The sequence below is a fragment of the Burkholderia sp. BCC1996 genome (genome assembly GCF_905339955.1).
GTDB lineage: Bacteria > Pseudomonadota > Gammaproteobacteria > Burkholderiales > Burkholderiaceae > Burkholderia.
On sequence record NZ_CAJPHM010000010.1, the window covers coordinates 1 to 15,271 of the forward strand.

The following is a 15,271-nucleotide window of genomic DNA, read 5'->3' on the forward strand; positions in this document are numbered from 1 at the left end:
GGTCATCAAGCGCCCACACTTATCGGCTGTTAATTTTTAAAGAGCAATCTGCGAGAAACTTCGTGTTTCTCAGCAGCGCTGCGTTTTCAGCAGCAGAGAAGCGAGATTATGAACCGTCTTTTTCAGTTCGTCAACAACTTTTTAACTGCTTCGTTGCGACGACTGGGGTTCAACTTCCTGCACCGCCGAGGCCGCTACGACCCGCCCGACAGCACCGCTTCCCTTCTTCCCCCGCGCCGTGTTTCCGTTAGCGCGAAAGAGGCGTGATTCTAAGCACCTGCCGGCAATCGCGCAAGGGGTTCGATGGATTTTTCTTTCACCCCCGCCGATTCGGCCTTCCGGCCATGCCGGAGCACGAGACCGCTTATGGCGCAAAGAACGGACTAGAATGTGAGGTTCTTCGCCTCTTTCTATACGTATTTAATATGCGCCAGCGAATCGCCAAACGCCTCCCCCCCGACGCCGACAAACTGGTCGGCCTGTCGCTTGCGCTCTTCGCCTCGGGCAGTCGCATCGAGGATCGCTTCTGGGAAGCGAAGCTCGATGCGCTGCTTGCCAAGATTGTTCGCAACGGCAACCAGACCACGCTCGACGCAGCACTCGACCATCTGCAGCAGAACCACCCCGACGCCTATGGCGCGCTCGCCGACATGGCCGAGACGCATAGCGAATCGATGGTGATCGAACACGACGGCCAGCCGTACGATGCGCTGCTGGTCGCCGTTCCCGTTCTCGCCTGGACGCGCTACATGATTCCGTCGGGCCCGCTGAAAGGCGACGTCGCCGACGCACTGCGCACGCACCTGCAGGCGCACGTGCTCGCCACCGGCACGCTCGTCGGGCTGGCCCCGTTCCTGTACAGCATCGACCAGTTGCCGCGCCACCACGTCGAGACCTATCGGCTCGCCCAGCAGCTCGCGCACGCGGCGCTCGGCCAGCACGCCGCCAAGCTCAGCTTCGGCGACCTGCCCGAAACCTCACCGATCCTGGCCGACCCGCGCTTCCTGCTCGCCGTCGTCGCCGCGCCGGCCGGCGCACCGCTGTTTCGCTGGCAGGAGGAAGAACACGGCAACCGGATCGAACGCGGCCAGTGTCTCGAGCAATGGACTGCCCAGGGCGGCCCGAACCTGTCGGCTGCCCTGCCCGGCTGCGAGTTCGAATGCCTGCTTCCGGACGCGTACTACTCGGCCTGCCGCGACGCGGACGAGCGCATCCGTCCGCACACGGTCCGAACGGCCATCCGTTATCTTTTCGACACACTTGGTGCGGCACCGCAAGAGCTGCGCGCAGTGGTCGCGGGCTTCGGCGAGCGCCGGATCGACGAGTATCGCGTCGGCTTCACGCGACGTGCCAGCAACGACGTGATCTATGGCGTCGTGTGGCCGCTGTACGGTCGCGAGAACGGCGACGTGTCGATCGACAGCGCGACGCTCGAAGGCGAAGCACCGATCGAAGGGCCGCTCGAGGAGATCGTGAGTCTGTTGAAGGAATGCGGCGTAACCGACGTCCGCCGGCACGCAGGCCGCTTCGAGCCCGAGTACTGCGACGACTGTGGCGTGCCGCTCTATGCGGATCCGCTCGGCGAGATCGTCCACGCGGAAATGCCGGAAGACGCATCGCCCGCTCAGCCGCACTTTCACTGATCGTGCACGGCAGGCCCGCTGAGCCTGCCCAATGAAGCCGTTCCCGGTTCCTGCCGGAGCGGCTTTTTTTTCGTCCGCATTTCCCTCACGAGAAATTTCAGACTTTTCCTAATCCTTTCAGCCAAGCAGACATCGTGTAAGGTTTTTGTCATTATCGGAGCCACCCCATGCCGACGGCAGCTCAATGACTCACCTTACGGAGGTTGAATATGCGGTTCCTGGTGCTTAACTCAGACGCCGAACGGCGTGACGGACTGAAAGCCCTGCTGCGGCAGATCGACCGTCACGCCCGCATCAACGATGCACCCGATGGTTTCCAGGCGCGCCGGCTGCTGCGTACCCAACGTTTCGACCTCGTTGCCATCGACTGGCTGGACGTCGGGCGGCACAGCGAACTCCAGGCGCTCTGCAGCGCCTGCTCGCCGACGCCCGCCGCGGTGCTGATCGACGAATCCACGCCGGAGGCCATCCAGCGCTTCTACAACTACGGTGTCGCGGGCGTGATCCCGCACTCCACACGGCCGCACCTGATCGTGCGGGCGCTCGAAATGGTTCTGCTGGGCGGCCATTACATCCCGCCGATCGCGCTCAGCCTGCTGCCTTCCGCCGCCGCGGCGCGTCACGATGCCCATTTCCAGACGCTCGCCGGATCGCTGCCGCGCCGCACGCCAAGCAGCCTCCTGTCGCCTAGACAGGCGCAGATCATGCGCTTCGTCCATATGGGCAGCACCAACAAGATGATCGCCCGCACGCTCGGCATCAGCGAAGGCACCGTGAAGATCCACCTCGCCAGCATCTTCCAGCAGCTGGGCGCGGCAAACCGCGCTGCCGCAGTCGCGATCTACAACGGCTGGCTGTCGCCCCATCTCGAGGTGCTGCTGGCGAACCGCGATCGTGCAAGCAAGCCCGTCATCGGCGAACGCGGCCCGGTCCCCCTGCGCAAGCAACGGAACGACCGTCCATACCCGCTGCCTGCCGCGGACACCAGCACTCGCGACCTGCCGCTCGCGGCCGAACCGCGGGCGCGGTTTCGGCGCGACCGCTGATCGGACAGTCTCGATATTGCGACGGTCGACATGTGCGGATTCCCACCTTTGATGCTCAACGAGTAATATGGACCCATGGGTTTTCTTTTCACACCGCTTCCGCTCTGGGTTGGCATCGGTGGCTGGATCGCCGCCGTGGCGCTGCTCGTGCTCGCGCTCTGGAATCGTCCCTTCGTCCGGCTGCAGGACGCAACGCTCCAGCACGTGTGGCTCGCGCTCGTCACTGCGATCACGGTGCTGTGGGCCTCGAATGCGTGGCTCGAAGATGGCATCGTCATGCACCTGCTCGGCGCGACGCTGCTCGTCACGCTGTTCGACTGGACGCTTGCGCTGATCGCGATGGGTGCCGTCACGGCCGTCGCCGCGATCGTCTTCGATGCGCCGTGGCAAGGCATCGGTCTCACCTATCTGATCTACGGCGCGCTACCGGTCGCCGTGTCCGCGTTGCTGCAACGCGCCGCGATCGCGTGGCTCCCGCACAACCTCGCATCGTTCATCATCGGCCAGGGGTTCCTGTCACCGGCCATCGCGATCGTCTCGGTCGCCGCGGCCGCGGCCGGTGTCCAGCTCGCGCTCGCGGACGGCGTGCCCGTCGTGATTCCCGCCGGCTATCTGCTGAACACCGCGCTGCTCGCGCTCGGCGAAGCGTGGTTCACCGGCATGGCCACCGCGCTCATCGCTGTCTATCGTCCGGCGTGGGTCACGACGTTCGACGTTCGGCGCTATCGCCTCGGCGGCCCGCGCGCCTGAACGCGGCGGCCCCGATGCGAGCGGTGCGCGCGGCGATCCGTTTGCGCAGCGCGGGAGAGTGCAACGCCTACTGCCGCACAACTTTTTTACGCTAAGATTGAACTCCTGATCTTCATCGGGCATCTATACGTGCCCGATGCCTCATTTGCTCCTCACCAATAACCAGATGGACAGCTCACCTGCCTCGCTCCGGATTTTCCGGGCGCTCGGCAAGCTGGCGGCCTGTGTCGCGGGCCTGTCGCTTGCGCTTCCGGCACCGGTATTCGCCGACCTCCTCGACCAGCGCTCCGAACTGATCAACAAATTCGTCAACGAGATGCACGCCGATCCGATCGTCGCCGATTGTGCGGCGCACGGCAGCTTCATCGCCAGCACGTCGTCGGCCTTCGATCGCGTCGACTTCGCGCCGAACGCGTTCGAAAACGGCAAGGCGACGATCACGCCGTGGAACGATTCGTTCGATCAGGGCAAGCAGCGCGTGAAGGTCGACAACATCGTTACCGTGGATGGCCTCGGCGTCCACAGCGACGGCAGCGACCCGACACCGCTGAAATTCCGCTGCGGCTACGTCGGTCAGCAAATGCTTGCGTTCAGCTGGAACGATCCCGTGCCGCCGCTGAAGCCGCGCGTCGAGCGTCCGTCGTCGTCGACGAAGAAGTTCAACGGCAAGTCGCACCGCGGCAAGGTGAAGGCCAAGGCATCCGGCCGCACCGGCAAGAAAGCCGTCGCAACGAAAAAATCCAGCGGCCAGAAGAATGCCGTGAAGAAGAAAACCGCGAAGAAGTCCTGATACGACGGAGCGGCAACGACAGAAGCCAAAAAGCCGGCACATCATGCGATGCGCCGGCTTTTTCATATCGACGACGATGCGCTTACGCGAACGTCTCGACGTGCACCAGGATTGCCGCCAGCATTGCAGCGCCAAGCGCCGCGCTCCGCTCGCCATTCCAGCCGACCCGCTCGTCGGGCAAGTTCGCGTTGTCCTTGAACGGCATCTCGAGCGTCAGCGACAGGCAGCCGAACTGATGGCCGATGTACTTCGACGCGAGCTTGAGCGCGTCTTCCTTGTACTTGCTCGCCGCATAGCCGTGCTCGGTCTGGAAATCCGGGCTCGCGACCTTGAACGCATCGATGAACGCGGTCTGCTCCCTGCCCTGCTGCTCGGTAAAGCTCGGCAGCATCTCCGAACCCGCAACGAACACGTACGGCAGATCTTCGTCGCCGTGAATGTCGAAGAACATGTCGCAGCCGATCGCATGGATCGCATCGCGCACGGCCAGCACTTCGGGGCTGCGCTCGGCATCGGGCTCCATCCACTCGCGATTCAGGTTCGCGCCCGCCGCGTTGGTGCGCAAGTTGCCGTGCACGCTGCCGTCCGGATTCATGTTCGGGACGATGTAGAACGTCGCGCGGTCGTACAGCTTGCGCGCCACCGGATCGCCCGCCCAGTCGCCCCATCCGGCCAGCCGCTTGACGAGCCCTTCGACGAACCACTCGGCCATCGTCTCGCCCGGGTGCTGGCGCGCGATGATCCACACCTTCTTCTTCGGTGCCCCGTCGACTTCCGGCGTACCGAGCGTCAGCAGCGACATCGGACGGCCTTCGACCGTGCGGCCGAGTTCGACGACGCTCGCCTGCGGCAATTGCTGAACCGCGCCGAGGAACGCCGCATGGCGCTCTTCCGAGTACGGCTCGAAATACGCGTAGTAGATGCTGTCGAACTCGGGCGTATGGTCGATGGTCATCGTCTTGCCGTCGAATGTCGTCGGCACGCGGAACCAGTCGACCCGGTCGTAGCTCGCGACTGCACTGTAGTTGCGCCATCCCGACGGATACGCGCATTCGGCTGCATTCTCGAACGACATCACGCACCGCTCGCCGCGCGCGCCCGTCAGGCGAAAGTAGAACCATTGCGCGAATTCCGAGCGGTTGTCGCCACGTATGCGCAGCCGGATCGCGTCCGGGCTGTCGCACGACACGACGTCGACTGCGCCTGCGTCGAAATTGCTGGTGATCGAAAGGGTCATCTGTCTCTCCAATTGCGACCGGAGCGGGCGGTCTGCCACGTGTCCGGCCTCATGCATGCACCGGCCGTCTCGTGAACGGCCGGCTCGGTCACTCGCCGATTCGCCGGCGATATACGTAAGTCGAATCGTTCGACGCAGCGGCATCGAACGCGTAGTCTTCCACCGCGAAATCCTTCAGCGCCGCCGGCTCGGCGATGCGGTTCTCGACGATATAGCGCGCCATCAGGCCACGGGCGCGTTTCGCATGGAAGCTGATGATCTTGTAGCGGCCGCCCTTCCAGTCCTCGAACACCGGCGTGACGATCGGCGCGGCCAGCAGTTTCGGCTTGACCGACTTGAAGTACTCGGTCGACGCGCAGTTGACCAGCACACGTGCCGCGCCGCTGCGCGTCTCGAGCTGCTCGTTCAGTGCCCGCGTGATGCGGTCGCCCCAGAACGCATACAGATCCTTGCCGCGCGCGTTCGCGAAACGCGTGCCCATCTCGAGCCGGTACGGCTGCAGCAGGTCGAGCGGGCGCAGCAGCCCGTACAGGCCCGACAGCACGCGCACGTGCTGCTGCGCATAGTCGAGATCGGCGGCCGACAGCGATCTGGCATCGAACCCTTCGTACACGTCGCCGTTGAACGCGAGCACCGCCTGCTTCGCATTGGCCGTCGTGAAGGTCGGCGACCAGTCCGCGTAGCGCTGGAAGTTCAGCCGCGCGAGCGGATCGGAGATGTCCATCAGCGTCGAGATGTCCTGCGGCGACAGCTTGCGCAGGCCGTCGATCAGTTCCGACGCATCGTCGACGAATGCAGGCTTCGTGTAAGACGGGACGTGGGCGGGCGTATCGTAGTCGAGGGATTTGGCTGGGGAGAGAACGATTATCATAGAGGCTCGCTGGCACGCCGTGCCTTGCGGTCAGACGAAAACCACCGATTGTAACGAATGACCCGCTCCCTCGCCCCGCATGCCGCACATCGCGTCGTGCTCGACTCGAACGTCTGGATCGACATACTCGTATTCGACGACCCCGCCACCCGCCCGATCCGGGCTGCGCTCGAACGCGGCACGCTGGCCGCCGTGATCGACGGCCGCTGCCTGAACGAACTCGAGCTCGTGCTCGACTATCCGCAGTTCCAGGCGCGCGCGATCGACAAGGCCGAAGCGCTCGCGACCGTCGCCCGCCTGACGCGCCTCGTCGAGCCGCCGCCCGTCGCCGCCGACGCGCCGCCGCTGCCGAAGTGCAAGGACCGCGACGATCAGAAGTTTCTCGAGCTCGCGCGCGCCGCGCAGGCCGACTGGCTCGTGTCGAAGGACCGTGCGCTGCTCAAGCTCGCGAAGCGCACCGCACGCGACTTCGGCTTCCGGATCGCGCAGCCCGCGCCATTTACCGAAGCCTGCGCGCTCGATGCCGCGTCGGCCACCCCCACCACGCCGGCCTGACGAGCCCGGCGCCACCCGCTTGCGACCGTATCGATGAACGCTCCTACCGACATGCCTACGACTCCCGTTTTCCCCTCGCGCCTGCCGAACGTCGGCACGACGATCTTCACGGTGATGAGCGCGCTCGCCGCCGAGAAAGGCGCCGTGAACCTCGGCCAGGGCTTCCCGGATTTCGACTGCGACCCGCGCATCGTCGACGCGGTCGCGGTCGCGATGCGCAACGGTCATAACCAGTATCCGCCGATGGCCGGCGTCGCGCCGTTGCGCGATGCGATCGCCGACAAGATCGCGCAGGTCTACGGCCGGCGCTACGATCCGGCCACCGAGATCACGGTCACGGCCGGCGCGACGCAGGCCCTGCTGACGGCGATCCTGTGCGCGGTGCATCCCGGCGACGAAGTGATCGTCGTCGAACCGACCTACGACAGCTATCTGCCTTCGATCGAACTGGCCGGCGGCAAACCCGTGTTCGTCACGCTGGAAGCGCCCGACTATGCGATCCCGTTCGATCGCCTGGCCGCCGCGATCACGCCGAAGACGCGGATGATCATGATCAACACGCCGCACAACCCGACCGGCACCGTGTGGCGCGAGGCCGACATGCGCAGGCTCGAGGAGATCGTGCGCGGCACCAACGTGCTGATCCTGTCGGACGAAGTGTACGAACACATGGTCTACGACGGCGCGCGGCACGAGAGCGTCGCACGCTACCCGGACCTGGCCGCGCGCAGCTTCATCGTGTCGAGCTTCGGGAAGACCTACCACGTGACGGGCTGGAAGGTCGGCTACGTCGCGGCGCCTGCCGCGCTGACCGCGGAGTTCCGCAAGGTCCATCAGTTCAACGTGTTCACGGTGAACACGCCGATGCAGATCGGGCTCGCCGACTACCTGCGCGATCCGGCGCCGTACCTGACGCTGGCCGGCTTCTACCAGAACAAGCGCGACTTCTTCCGCGCCGGCCTCGAGCGCACGCGCTTCAAACTGCTGCCGTGCACCGGCACGTACTTCCAGTGCGTCGACTATTCGGCGATCAGCGATCTGCCCGAAGCGGAATTCTCGAAGTGGCTCACATCGGAAATCGGCGTGGCGGCGATTCCGGTGTCGGCGTTCTACCACGAGCCGCACGAGTCGGGCGTCGTGCGCTTCTGCTTTGCGAAGCAGGAAAGCACGCTCGCATCCGCACTCGAACGGCTCGCGCGCCTGTAAGGCTTGCCTCGGCGGCCGGGCGCGGTACGACACCGCGCCTGCACCGCGCTTAAGAACGCGCGGCGCTCGCCGCCTCGACGTAGGCCTTGCGATCGGCCGCCACGCGCTGCGCGGCCGGCCGCTCGCCAACCAGCTTCACGTGCGCCTTCCAGTCGATGCCGGCGTCGAGCAGGAAATCGCGGCCGAAGACGGCCTTCGTCGCCATCCCGATCACCGGCAGATGGATCGCTGCCGCAATGTCCGCAAGACTGAACGTGTCACCGAGCACGTACGGCGAGAACTGCGTCATCCGCTTGAACGCATCGATCGCGCGCGGCAGGCGCTTCTCGACGTGCGCCTTCATCCCGTCGCTGACCTTGCCGCCGAAAAACGCTTCCGTATAGACCTCGCGCGCGGTCCATTCGAGATACAGCTCGAGCGTCTCGACGAGTTCGCGCACCTTCGCGGCCGCGAACGGCCCGGCCGGGAAAATGGCCTTGTCGGGAAAACGCGCCGCCAGATACTCGATGATCACCTGCGACTCGAACAGCGCGCCCTCTTCCGTCTTCAGGAACGGAATCTTGCCGAGCGGCGAATCGGCAAGCAGTGCCGGATCGTTGATCGGCAGACCGCATGCCGATTCCTCGAACGGGATGCCATGCTCGAGCAGGACGAACTTCACCTTGTTGTAATAGTTGGACAACGGAATACCGCACAGCTGTAGCATCGGAGTCTCCTTCGTTGCTGAGGCGCGGCCGCAGTGATGCCGGCCGCATCGGGATGCGTCGCGCTGAAAAGCACGTTCGTGCTAGTCTAAAGCAGTTTCGCGTCCGTCAAGACAACGATACATCCGCTGCGGCATCACCCTCACGGGTAGGCGCGCAAGCCCGCGCAACATGCGGCGCCGCAACCCCGCCATTCGATGGAGACACACTCGCATGAGTGCTGAACTGCTGGCCTCGCGTCCGCCCGAAAGCGAATCGACGCTCGTCCTCACGCTGTCCAATCCCGGCGCTCGCAACGCGCTGCATCCCGACATGTATGCGGCCGGCGTCGAAGCGCTCGCCACCGCCGAGCGCGATCCCGCGATTCGCGCGGTCGTGCTCACGGGGGCCGATCGCTTCTTTTGCGCGGGCGGCAACCTGAACCGGCTGCTCGACAACCGCTCGAAGGATCCGTCCTACCAGGCCGACAGCATCGATCAGCTCGGCGCGTGGATCACGGCGCTGCGCGCAACGACGAAGCCCGTGATCGCGGCCGTCGAAGGCGCGGCGGCCGGCGCGGGCTTCTCGCTCGCACTCGCGTGCGACCTGATCGTTGCCGCGCACGATGCGAAGTTCGTGATGTCGTACGCACGCGTCGGCCTCACACCCGACGGCGGCGGCTCGTGGTTCCTCGCACGTGCGCTGCCGCGTGCGCTCGCCGCCGAAATCCTGTTCGAGGGCAAGCCTGTCGCGGCCGAACGCCTGCATGCGCTCGGCGTCGTCAACCGGCTCGCCGCGCCCGGTGCCGCGCTGTCCGACGCGCTCACGTGGGCTGACTCGCTTGCCGGCATCTCGCCGAACGCGCTGACACGCATCAAGTCATTGCTCGACGATGCGACCGCGCAGCCGCTCGATGCGCACCTCGGCACCGAGCGCGATCACTTCGTCGCGTCACTGCATCACGCGGACGCGTTCGAAGGCATTACCGCATTCCTCGAGAAACGCCAGCCGCGCTACAAGCGCTGATCCGGCGCGCGGCCACCGCTCGAACGCCGGTTCCGCCGCCTCGGCGACACGCGCGCGCAGGCGCGTGGCCGCACGTTGCCGTCGCCTGCAGCCCGCATCGATCCATGCTCTAATGACCGCCTGTCGCGGCGCCCTGTCGGCGCCGTTTTCGCGCATGCAATAAAGGAGTTGACGATGATCGACGTCTACAGCTGGGCGACCCCGAACGGCCACAAGGTACACATCATGCTCGAGGAAACAGGCCTCGCGTATCGTGCGCATCCGGTCGATATCGGTGCGGGCGACCAGTTCGAGCCCGAATTCCTGAAGATCAGCCCGAACAACAAGATCCCCGCGATCGTCGACGCGGACGGCCCCGGCGGCAAGCCGATCTCGCTGTTCGAATCCGGCGCGATCCTCATTTACCTGGCGGAAAAGACCGGCAAGTTCCTGCCGACCGAGCCGGCCGCGCGCTACGCGACGCTCGAATGGCTGATGTTCCAGATGGGCGGCGTCGGCCCGATGCTCGGCCAGGCGCATCACTTCCGGCTGTATGCGCCGGAGCAGATCGAGTACGCGGTCAATCGCTACACGAACGAAGCGAAGCGCCTGTACAACGTGATGGAAAAGCGCCTCGGCGAATCCGCCTATCTCGCGGGCGACACGTACACGATCGCGGACATTGCGACGTTCCCGTGGACGCGTTCGTGGCAAAACCAGGGCATCGTGCTCGACGAACTGCCGAACGTGAAGCGCTGGCATGAAGCCATTGCCGCGCGTGCCGCCGTGCAGCGCGGCGTCGAAGTACTCGCGTCGCTGCGCAAGCCGCTGCAGGACGACAAGGCACGCGAGATGCTGTTCGGCGCGACGCAATACGCGAAGCACTGAAGCACCGCGCGCCGTGCGACGCAGCGGCATCCGTCGCTGCCGCCGCGCGCATCAGAAGTAGTGCAGCGTAATGAATTCCGCCGAACAAACGGGCAACGGCGCATCCGGACGCTCGACCTGCATCGACACCGACCACGTCACCTGCACGCCGCCCCGCGCGGCCTGCGCGGCTTCCTTCACCGCGAACAGCGCGCGCACGCGTGCGCAGACCGGCACCGGCTTCAGGAACCGCACGCGGTTCAGTCCGTAGTTCACGCCCATCTTCTGCTCGAAGCGCATCGCATCGGTCATCAGCGCGGGAATCAGCGACAGCGTCAGGAAGCCGTGCGCGATCGGGCCGCCGAACGGCGACTCGCGCCGCGCACGCTCGGGATTGACGTGAATCCACTGGTGATCGCCGGTCGCGTCGGCGAACCCGTCGACCCGGCGCTGGTCGATCTCGACCCAGCCGCTCGCGAGCGGTTCCGCGCCGACCCGCTCGAGCAGCGCTTGCGTCGACGCGATCAGCGGCAATGTCACGTCCGTCATGCACCGGCTCCTTGCGGATGGCGCAGCCCGAAGATCACCTTGGTATGCACGGTGATCACCGTGTCGCCGGCACCGTTGAGGCCGATCCACTCCGTCGACACGATGCCGCGATCGGGCTTGCTCGCCGACACGCGCTTGTCGTGGACCTTCTGGTACATCGTGATCGTGTCGCCGGCACGCACGGGCTTGAGCCAGCGGATCGAATCGATGCCGGGCGAGCCCATGCTGGTCGAATCCGGCCCGAGCTTCTTGATGAGCAGGCTCATGAACACCGAACACGTATGCCAGCCGCTCGCGACCAGTCCACCGAACGGCGAGGCCTTGCCGGCTTCCTCGTCGAGGTGGAACGGCTGCGGATCGTAGCGTTGCGCGAACGCCTTGATGTCGTCCGGTTCGAACGTATAGCGGCCGATTTCGGTCGTACTGCCGACTTCCAGATCTTCGTAACTGATACCCACTGTCTATCTCCTGTAGCGCGCTCGCGCGTCGCCGTCATGCCGCGTCGGTCTGCGCGAAATCCGGCAGGGCCGCGATGCGCGCAAGGTGATGATCGGTGTCGCCGAGGGTCGTCTCGATGATCGACAGCCGCTTGAACAGGTGTGCGGCGGCGACCTCGTTGGTCACGCCCATGCCGCCGTGCAGTTGCACGGCCTGCTGGCCGACGAAGCGCGCGGCCGCGCCGACCCGCGCCTTCGCGGCCGACACCGCCTTGCGCCGCGCGTCGGCGTCGCCGCCCGCGTAACGCACGGCGGCCAGGTAAGTCAGCGAGCGCGCCTGCTCCGCGTGAATCAGCATGTCGACCATCCGGTGCTGCAGCGCCTGGAAGCGCGCGATCGGCACGCCGAACTGTTCGCGCGTCTTCGTGTATTCGACCGTCGCGCGGTTCAGTTCGTCGAGCGCGCCGACCGCTTCCGCGCAGAGCAGGAAGATCGCGTAATCGGCAATCTGCTCGAGTGCGGCCGCATCGCGTGCGCCGCCCGTCAACTGCCGCGCGGGCGTTTCCTTGAACTCGATCGTCGCGGCGCGCTGGCCGTCGATCGTCCGGTAGTCGACGAGCTTCACGCCCGCGGCATCGCGATCGACGACGAACAGGCCGATGCCGCCGCCGTCGACGCGCGCGGGCACGATCCACACATGGGCCTGTGCGCCGTGCTGAACGATCGACTTGATGCCGGTCAGCCGGTACGTGCCGCCCTGCTCGCGCGCATGCGTTTCGAGTTCGTACAGGTCGTAGCGCGCCCGCGGTTCGTGGAATGCAACGGCAACGCGCTTCTGCCCCTGTGCGATCGCTTCCAGCAGCGCGGCATCGTCGCCCGTGCCGGCCCCGGCGATGCGCAGCGCCTCGATACCGACCGCCGTCGCCCAGTACGGCTCGACCACGAGTGCGCGGCCGAGCTCCTGCATCGCGACCAGCATGTCGACCGGGCCGCCGCCGAATCCGCCCTGTGCGTCCGGCACGGGCAGCGCGGTCAGGCCCAGCTCCGCGAATGCGCTCCATTGTGCATCCGACACGCCCGCCTCGCTGCGCACGATGGCCTGGCGCGCGTCGAAACCGTATTGCTCGCCGAGATAACGGCGCAGCGCGTCGGCGAACTGTTGCTGCTCATCGGTAAAGCTGAAATCCATGGTTGTCTCCGTTCCCTGATCACAGCCCCAGGATCATCTGCGCGATGATGTTCTTCTGAATCTCGTTCGAACCACCGTAGATCGACGTCTTCCGGTAATTGAAGTAGTACGCGGCGAGCGGCGCCGCATCGTCGTCGCCCGCGCTGCTGTGTTCGCGCTCGCCCTCGAGGAACGGGACATCGAACGGCGCGGCGAGCGGCCCGATCGCCTCGAACATCAGCTCGGTGAGCGCCTGCTGCACCTCGGTGCCCTTGATCTTCAGCATCGATGCCTCGGGGCCCGGCCCCTTGCCGCTCGTCTCGCGGCTCACGACGCGCAGCACCGTCACCTCGAGCGCCATCAGCTCGACCTCGAGCGCCGCGACCTTCGCGGCAAACACGGGATCGGCGAGCAACGGCTTGCCGTTCTTGCGCTGGTTCGACGCCACGCGCTTCAGGAATGCGAGCTCGCGCTTCGACGCGCCGACGCGTGCAATGCCGGTGCGCTCGTGGCCCAACAGGTATTTCGCGTAGGTCCAGCCGCGGTTTTCATCGCCGACGAGATTCTCGACGGGCACCTTCACGTCCTCGAAGAACACTTCGTTGACTTCGTGATCCTCGTCGAGCGTGATGATCGGGCGCACCGTGATGCCGGGCGTCTTCATGTCGATCAGCAGGAACGAGATGCCCTCCTGCTTCTTCGCCGCCGGATCGGTGCGCACGAGACAGAACATCATGTCCGCGTACTGGCCGAGTGTCGTCCAGGTCTTCTGGCCGTTGACGACGTAGTGATCGCCGTGGCGTTCGGCGCGCGTGCGCAGCGATGCGAGATCCGACCCGGAGCCCGGCTCCGAATAGCCCTGGCACCACCAGTCGGTGCCGTCGAGAATGCGCGGCAGATAATGGCGCTTCTGCGCTTCGCTGCCGTATTTCATCAGCACCGGCGCGACCATCGACACGCCGAACGGCAGTACGGTCGGCGCGCCGATGCGTGCGCACTCCTCATCCCAGATGTGCCGCTGCGTCGCGTTCCAGTCCGGGCCGCCGTATTCGGCCGGCCATGCGGGCGCGGACCAGCCGCGCTGGCCGAGAATCCGGTGCCAGCTCGCGAAATCCTCGCGGTCGAGTCGTTTGTGATCGAGTACCTTGGCGCGCAGTGCGTGAGGCAGATTGGCCTCGAGCCAGGCGCGGACGTCGACGCGGAACGCGTCGTCGGCGGGGGAATAATCCAGATCCATGCGCAGTGTCTCCTGGCCGCGGCCGTCCGGGCCGCCAAGGACACACTGCATACGTCATTGCAGCGGTTCTTTCAGCGCGGCAGGAATCGGCAGCGGCATCACGTCGATGCCTTCTTCGGCCAAGGATTGCGCATCCTCCGGCGTCGTGACGCCACGAATGCTGCGTGCCGGCGCCTCGTTGTAATGGATGCGCCGCGCTTCCTCGGCGAAGCGCTCGCCCACGTTCTCGGTCTTCTCCAGCACCTCGCGCAGCGCGCGCATCACCTGCGCCTGCAGCGCACGCGGATCGGCCGGCTGGGCCTGCGTCGCGCCCGACAGGTTCAGGCGAGGCGCCGACGGCATCCGGTTGATCTCGGTCGTCCCGCACACCGGACATTCGACCAGCTTGCGGGACAACTGCGCTTCGAACTCATCGGCGGAAGCGAACCAGCCTTCGAACCGATGGCCGTGCGGGCACTGTAAATCGAGGACCTTCATGCTGAATCAGGGCGTGTGACGAGTGTAGCGCAAAACGCGCTTTTGTGAACGATCGTGCTAAACCAGGATCGCGCGGCCGGCCAGCAACCGCGTCACCCGATTGTAACGCGGCGCCCCACCCGCCGCTGACGCGTCGTCAGGGCTGCTCGACCGGACCCAGCGGCCAGGTGCCGGACAGCACCTTGTCGAGCCACATCGTGCCGATGATCGTCTTCACGTCGGTGATCTGGCCCGTGCGCACCCACTCCTGCAGGTCGGGCAGCGTCGCCGTGAAGGTTTCGAGGAATTCGCCTTCGTCGAGCTTGCGCTCGCCGGCCGTCAGGCCGCGCGCGAGATACAGGTCGATGAATTCGGTCGAATAGGAAATGATCGGGTGAATCCGGGCCAGGAACACGTATTCGCGTGCCGTGTAGCCGGTTTCCTCGCGCAGTTCGCGCACCGCGCAGGCGAGCGCGCCTTCGTTCGGATCCAGCTTGCCGGCCGGGAATTCGGCCATGACCTTGCCGATCGGATAGCGGTACTGGCTTTCCATCAGCACGCGGCCGTCGTCGAACAGCGGGATCACCATCACCGCGCCCGGGTGCTGGACGTATTCGCGCGTGGCCTGCTTGCCGTCCGGCAGACGGACGGTATCGCGCTTCAGCTTGAGGAACGAGCCTTCGAAAATCGCCTCGCTCTCGAGGCAGGTTTCGGTCAGTGCGGCGTCGTGATTGGGTAGTTCGGCCATCGGCGGCTCCAAGAATGAGCGCG

The 15,271-nt window shown here is 65.5% G+C and carries 17 protein-coding genes; 8 read left to right on the plus strand and 9 right to left on the minus strand.

Translation table 11 applies throughout. The features are described 5' to 3' along the window. Positions 1-425 precede the first annotated feature (425 nt). From U4Z64_RS16190 to U4Z64_RS16205, 4 genes are all read left to right on the plus strand, one after another. The gene (locus U4Z64_RS16190) at positions 426-1,643 is read left to right on the plus strand and encodes a DUF2863 family protein (protein ID WP_044844642.1); all 1,218 of its coding nucleotides are present in this window, start codon (positions 426-428) and stop codon (positions 1,641-1,643) included. Positions 1,644-1,852: 209 nt separating this feature from the next. Continuing rightward, on the plus strand, positions 1,853-2,689 hold the full coding sequence (locus U4Z64_RS16195) for a response regulator transcription factor (RefSeq protein WP_321820483.1): 837 nt from the start codon (positions 1,853-1,855) through the stop codon (positions 2,687-2,689). A gap of 75 nt (positions 2,690-2,764) precedes the next feature. After that, on the plus strand, positions 2,765-3,439 hold the full coding sequence (locus tag U4Z64_RS16200; RefSeq protein ID WP_044844644.1) for an energy-coupling factor ABC transporter permease: 675 nt from the start codon (positions 2,765-2,767) through the stop codon (positions 3,437-3,439). A 136-nt stretch (positions 3,440-3,575) separates the two neighbouring features. Next, positions 3,576-4,229 carry a BspC domain-containing protein gene (locus U4Z64_RS16205; protein ID WP_044844645.1) on the plus strand — a complete coding sequence of 218 codons (654 nt, stop codon included), beginning with the start codon at positions 3,576-3,578 and terminating at the stop codon, positions 4,227-4,229. Positions 4,230-4,311: 82 nt separating this feature from the next. On the opposite strand, the gene U4Z64_RS16210 is transcribed toward U4Z64_RS16205, so the two are convergent. Beyond that, positions 4,312-5,466, minus strand: coding sequence for a M14-type cytosolic carboxypeptidase (locus U4Z64_RS16210; protein ID WP_321810982.1), 1,155 nt, complete (start codon positions 5,464-5,466; stop codon positions 4,312-4,314). Positions 5,467-5,554: 88 nt separating this feature from the next. Then, the gene (gene yaaA / locus U4Z64_RS16215; RefSeq protein ID WP_321810983.1) at positions 5,555-6,337 is read right to left on the minus strand and encodes a peroxide stress protein YaaA; all 783 of its coding nucleotides are present in this window, start codon (positions 6,335-6,337) and stop codon (positions 5,555-5,557) included. Positions 6,338-6,394: 57 nt separating this feature from the next. On the opposite strand from yaaA, the gene U4Z64_RS16220 reads away from it, so the two are divergent. Together U4Z64_RS16220 and U4Z64_RS16225 are read left to right on the plus strand one after the other, a co-directional pair. Next, positions 6,395-6,892, plus strand: coding sequence for a putative toxin-antitoxin system toxin component, PIN family (locus U4Z64_RS16220; RefSeq protein ID WP_321820484.1), 498 nt, complete (start codon positions 6,395-6,397; stop codon positions 6,890-6,892). Positions 6,893-6,925: 33 nt separating this feature from the next. Further along, entirely contained in the window at positions 6,926-8,098 is a 1,173-nt protein-coding gene (locus U4Z64_RS16225) for a pyridoxal phosphate-dependent aminotransferase (protein WP_321820485.1), read from the plus strand. Between the two features lie 49 nt (positions 8,099-8,147). Here the strand turns inward: U4Z64_RS16225 and U4Z64_RS16230 are convergent, their stop codons facing one another. After that, the gene (locus U4Z64_RS16230) at positions 8,148-8,804 is read right to left on the minus strand and encodes a glutathione S-transferase (protein ID WP_321820486.1); all 657 of its coding nucleotides are present in this window, start codon (positions 8,802-8,804) and stop codon (positions 8,148-8,150) included. A gap of 211 nt (positions 8,805-9,015) precedes the next feature. Between U4Z64_RS16230 and U4Z64_RS16235 the strand changes: the two genes are divergently transcribed. Together U4Z64_RS16235 and U4Z64_RS16240 are read left to right on the plus strand one after the other, a co-directional pair. After that, entirely contained in the window at positions 9,016-9,807 is a 792-nt protein-coding gene (locus U4Z64_RS16235) for an oxepin-CoA hydrolase, alternative type (protein WP_321820487.1), read from the plus strand. Positions 9,808-9,981: 174 nt separating this feature from the next. Then, on the plus strand, positions 9,982-10,674 hold the full coding sequence (locus U4Z64_RS16240; protein WP_321820488.1) for a glutathione binding-like protein: 693 nt from the start codon (positions 9,982-9,984) through the stop codon (positions 10,672-10,674). A gap of 51 nt (positions 10,675-10,725) precedes the next feature. Here U4Z64_RS16240 and U4Z64_RS16245 read toward each other — a convergent pair whose 3' ends face one another. The 6 genes from U4Z64_RS16245 to U4Z64_RS16270 all read right to left on the minus strand — a co-directional run bounded on the left by U4Z64_RS16245 (position 10,726) and on the right by U4Z64_RS16270 (position 15,248). Continuing rightward, positions 10,726-11,202: a MaoC family dehydratase gene (locus U4Z64_RS16245; RefSeq protein WP_321820489.1), complete on the minus strand. Its 477-nt coding sequence runs from the start codon at positions 11,200-11,202 to the stop codon at positions 10,726-10,728. Next, entirely contained in the window at positions 11,199-11,660 is a 462-nt protein-coding gene (locus U4Z64_RS16250; protein WP_044844653.1) for a MaoC family dehydratase, read from the minus strand. Before U4Z64_RS16250 ends, U4Z64_RS16245 begins: the two co-directional genes overlap by 4 nt. Before the next feature lie 34 nt (positions 11,661-11,694). Further along, positions 11,695-12,828: an acyl-CoA dehydrogenase gene (locus U4Z64_RS16255; protein ID WP_321820490.1), complete on the minus strand. Its 1,134-nt coding sequence runs from the start codon at positions 12,826-12,828 to the stop codon at positions 11,695-11,697. A gap of 19 nt (positions 12,829-12,847) precedes the next feature. After that, positions 12,848-14,044, minus strand: coding sequence for an acyl-CoA dehydrogenase family protein (locus U4Z64_RS16260; protein WP_044844732.1), 1,197 nt, complete (start codon positions 14,042-14,044; stop codon positions 12,848-12,850). Between the two features lie 54 nt (positions 14,045-14,098). Next, positions 14,099-14,521, minus strand: coding sequence for a DUF1178 family protein (locus U4Z64_RS16265; RefSeq protein ID WP_006756910.1), 423 nt, complete (start codon positions 14,519-14,521; stop codon positions 14,099-14,101). A 136-nt stretch (positions 14,522-14,657) separates the two neighbouring features. Next, positions 14,658-15,248, minus strand: a complete 591-nt coding sequence (locus U4Z64_RS16270; RefSeq protein ID WP_257772856.1) for an NUDIX domain-containing protein — start codon at positions 15,246-15,248, stop codon at positions 14,658-14,660. Positions 15,249-15,271 lie beyond the last annotated feature (23 nt).

Coding starts and splice junctions, on each gene's coding strand:
- U4Z64_RS16190 (WP_044844642.1), top strand. CDS start 426: ATGCGCCAGCGAATCGCCAAACGCCTCCCCCCCGACGCCGACAAACTG.
- U4Z64_RS16195 (WP_321820483.1), top strand. CDS start 1,853: ATGCGGTTCCTGGTGCTTAACTCAGACGCCGAACGGCGTGACGGACTG.
- U4Z64_RS16200 (WP_044844644.1), top strand. CDS start 2,765: ATGGGTTTTCTTTTCACACCGCTTCCGCTCTGGGTTGGCATCGGTGGC.
- U4Z64_RS16205 (WP_044844645.1), top strand. CDS start 3,576: ATGCCTCATTTGCTCCTCACCAATAACCAGATGGACAGCTCACCTGCC.
- U4Z64_RS16210 (WP_321810982.1), bottom strand. CDS start 5,466: ATGACCCTTTCGATCACCAGCAATTTCGACGCAGGCGCAGTCGACGTC.
- yaaA (WP_321810983.1), bottom strand. CDS start 6,337: ATGATAATCGTTCTCTCCCCAGCCAAATCCCTCGACTACGATACGCCC.
- U4Z64_RS16220 (WP_321820484.1), top strand. CDS start 6,395: ATGACCCGCTCCCTCGCCCCGCATGCCGCACATCGCGTCGTGCTCGAC.
- U4Z64_RS16225 (WP_321820485.1), top strand. CDS start 6,926: ATGAACGCTCCTACCGACATGCCTACGACTCCCGTTTTCCCCTCGCGC.
- U4Z64_RS16230 (WP_321820486.1), bottom strand. CDS start 8,804: ATGCTACAGCTGTGCGGTATTCCGTTGTCCAACTATTACAACAAGGTG.
- U4Z64_RS16235 (WP_321820487.1), top strand. CDS start 9,016: ATGAGTGCTGAACTGCTGGCCTCGCGTCCGCCCGAAAGCGAATCGACG.
- U4Z64_RS16240 (WP_321820488.1), top strand. CDS start 9,982: ATGATCGACGTCTACAGCTGGGCGACCCCGAACGGCCACAAGGTACAC.
- U4Z64_RS16245 (WP_321820489.1), bottom strand. CDS start 11,202: ATGACGGACGTGACATTGCCGCTGATCGCGTCGACGCAAGCGCTGCTC.
- U4Z64_RS16255 (WP_321820490.1), bottom strand. CDS start 12,828: ATGGATTTCAGCTTTACCGATGAGCAGCAACAGTTCGCCGACGCGCTG.
- U4Z64_RS16260 (WP_044844732.1), bottom strand. CDS start 14,044: ATGGATCTGGATTATTCCCCCGCCGACGACGCGTTCCGCGTCGACGTC.
- U4Z64_RS16265 (WP_006756910.1), bottom strand. CDS start 14,521: ATGAAGGTCCTCGATTTACAGTGCCCGCACGGCCATCGGTTCGAAGGC.
- U4Z64_RS16270 (WP_257772856.1), bottom strand. CDS start 15,248: ATGGCCGAACTACCCAATCACGACGCCGCACTGACCGAAACCTGCCTC.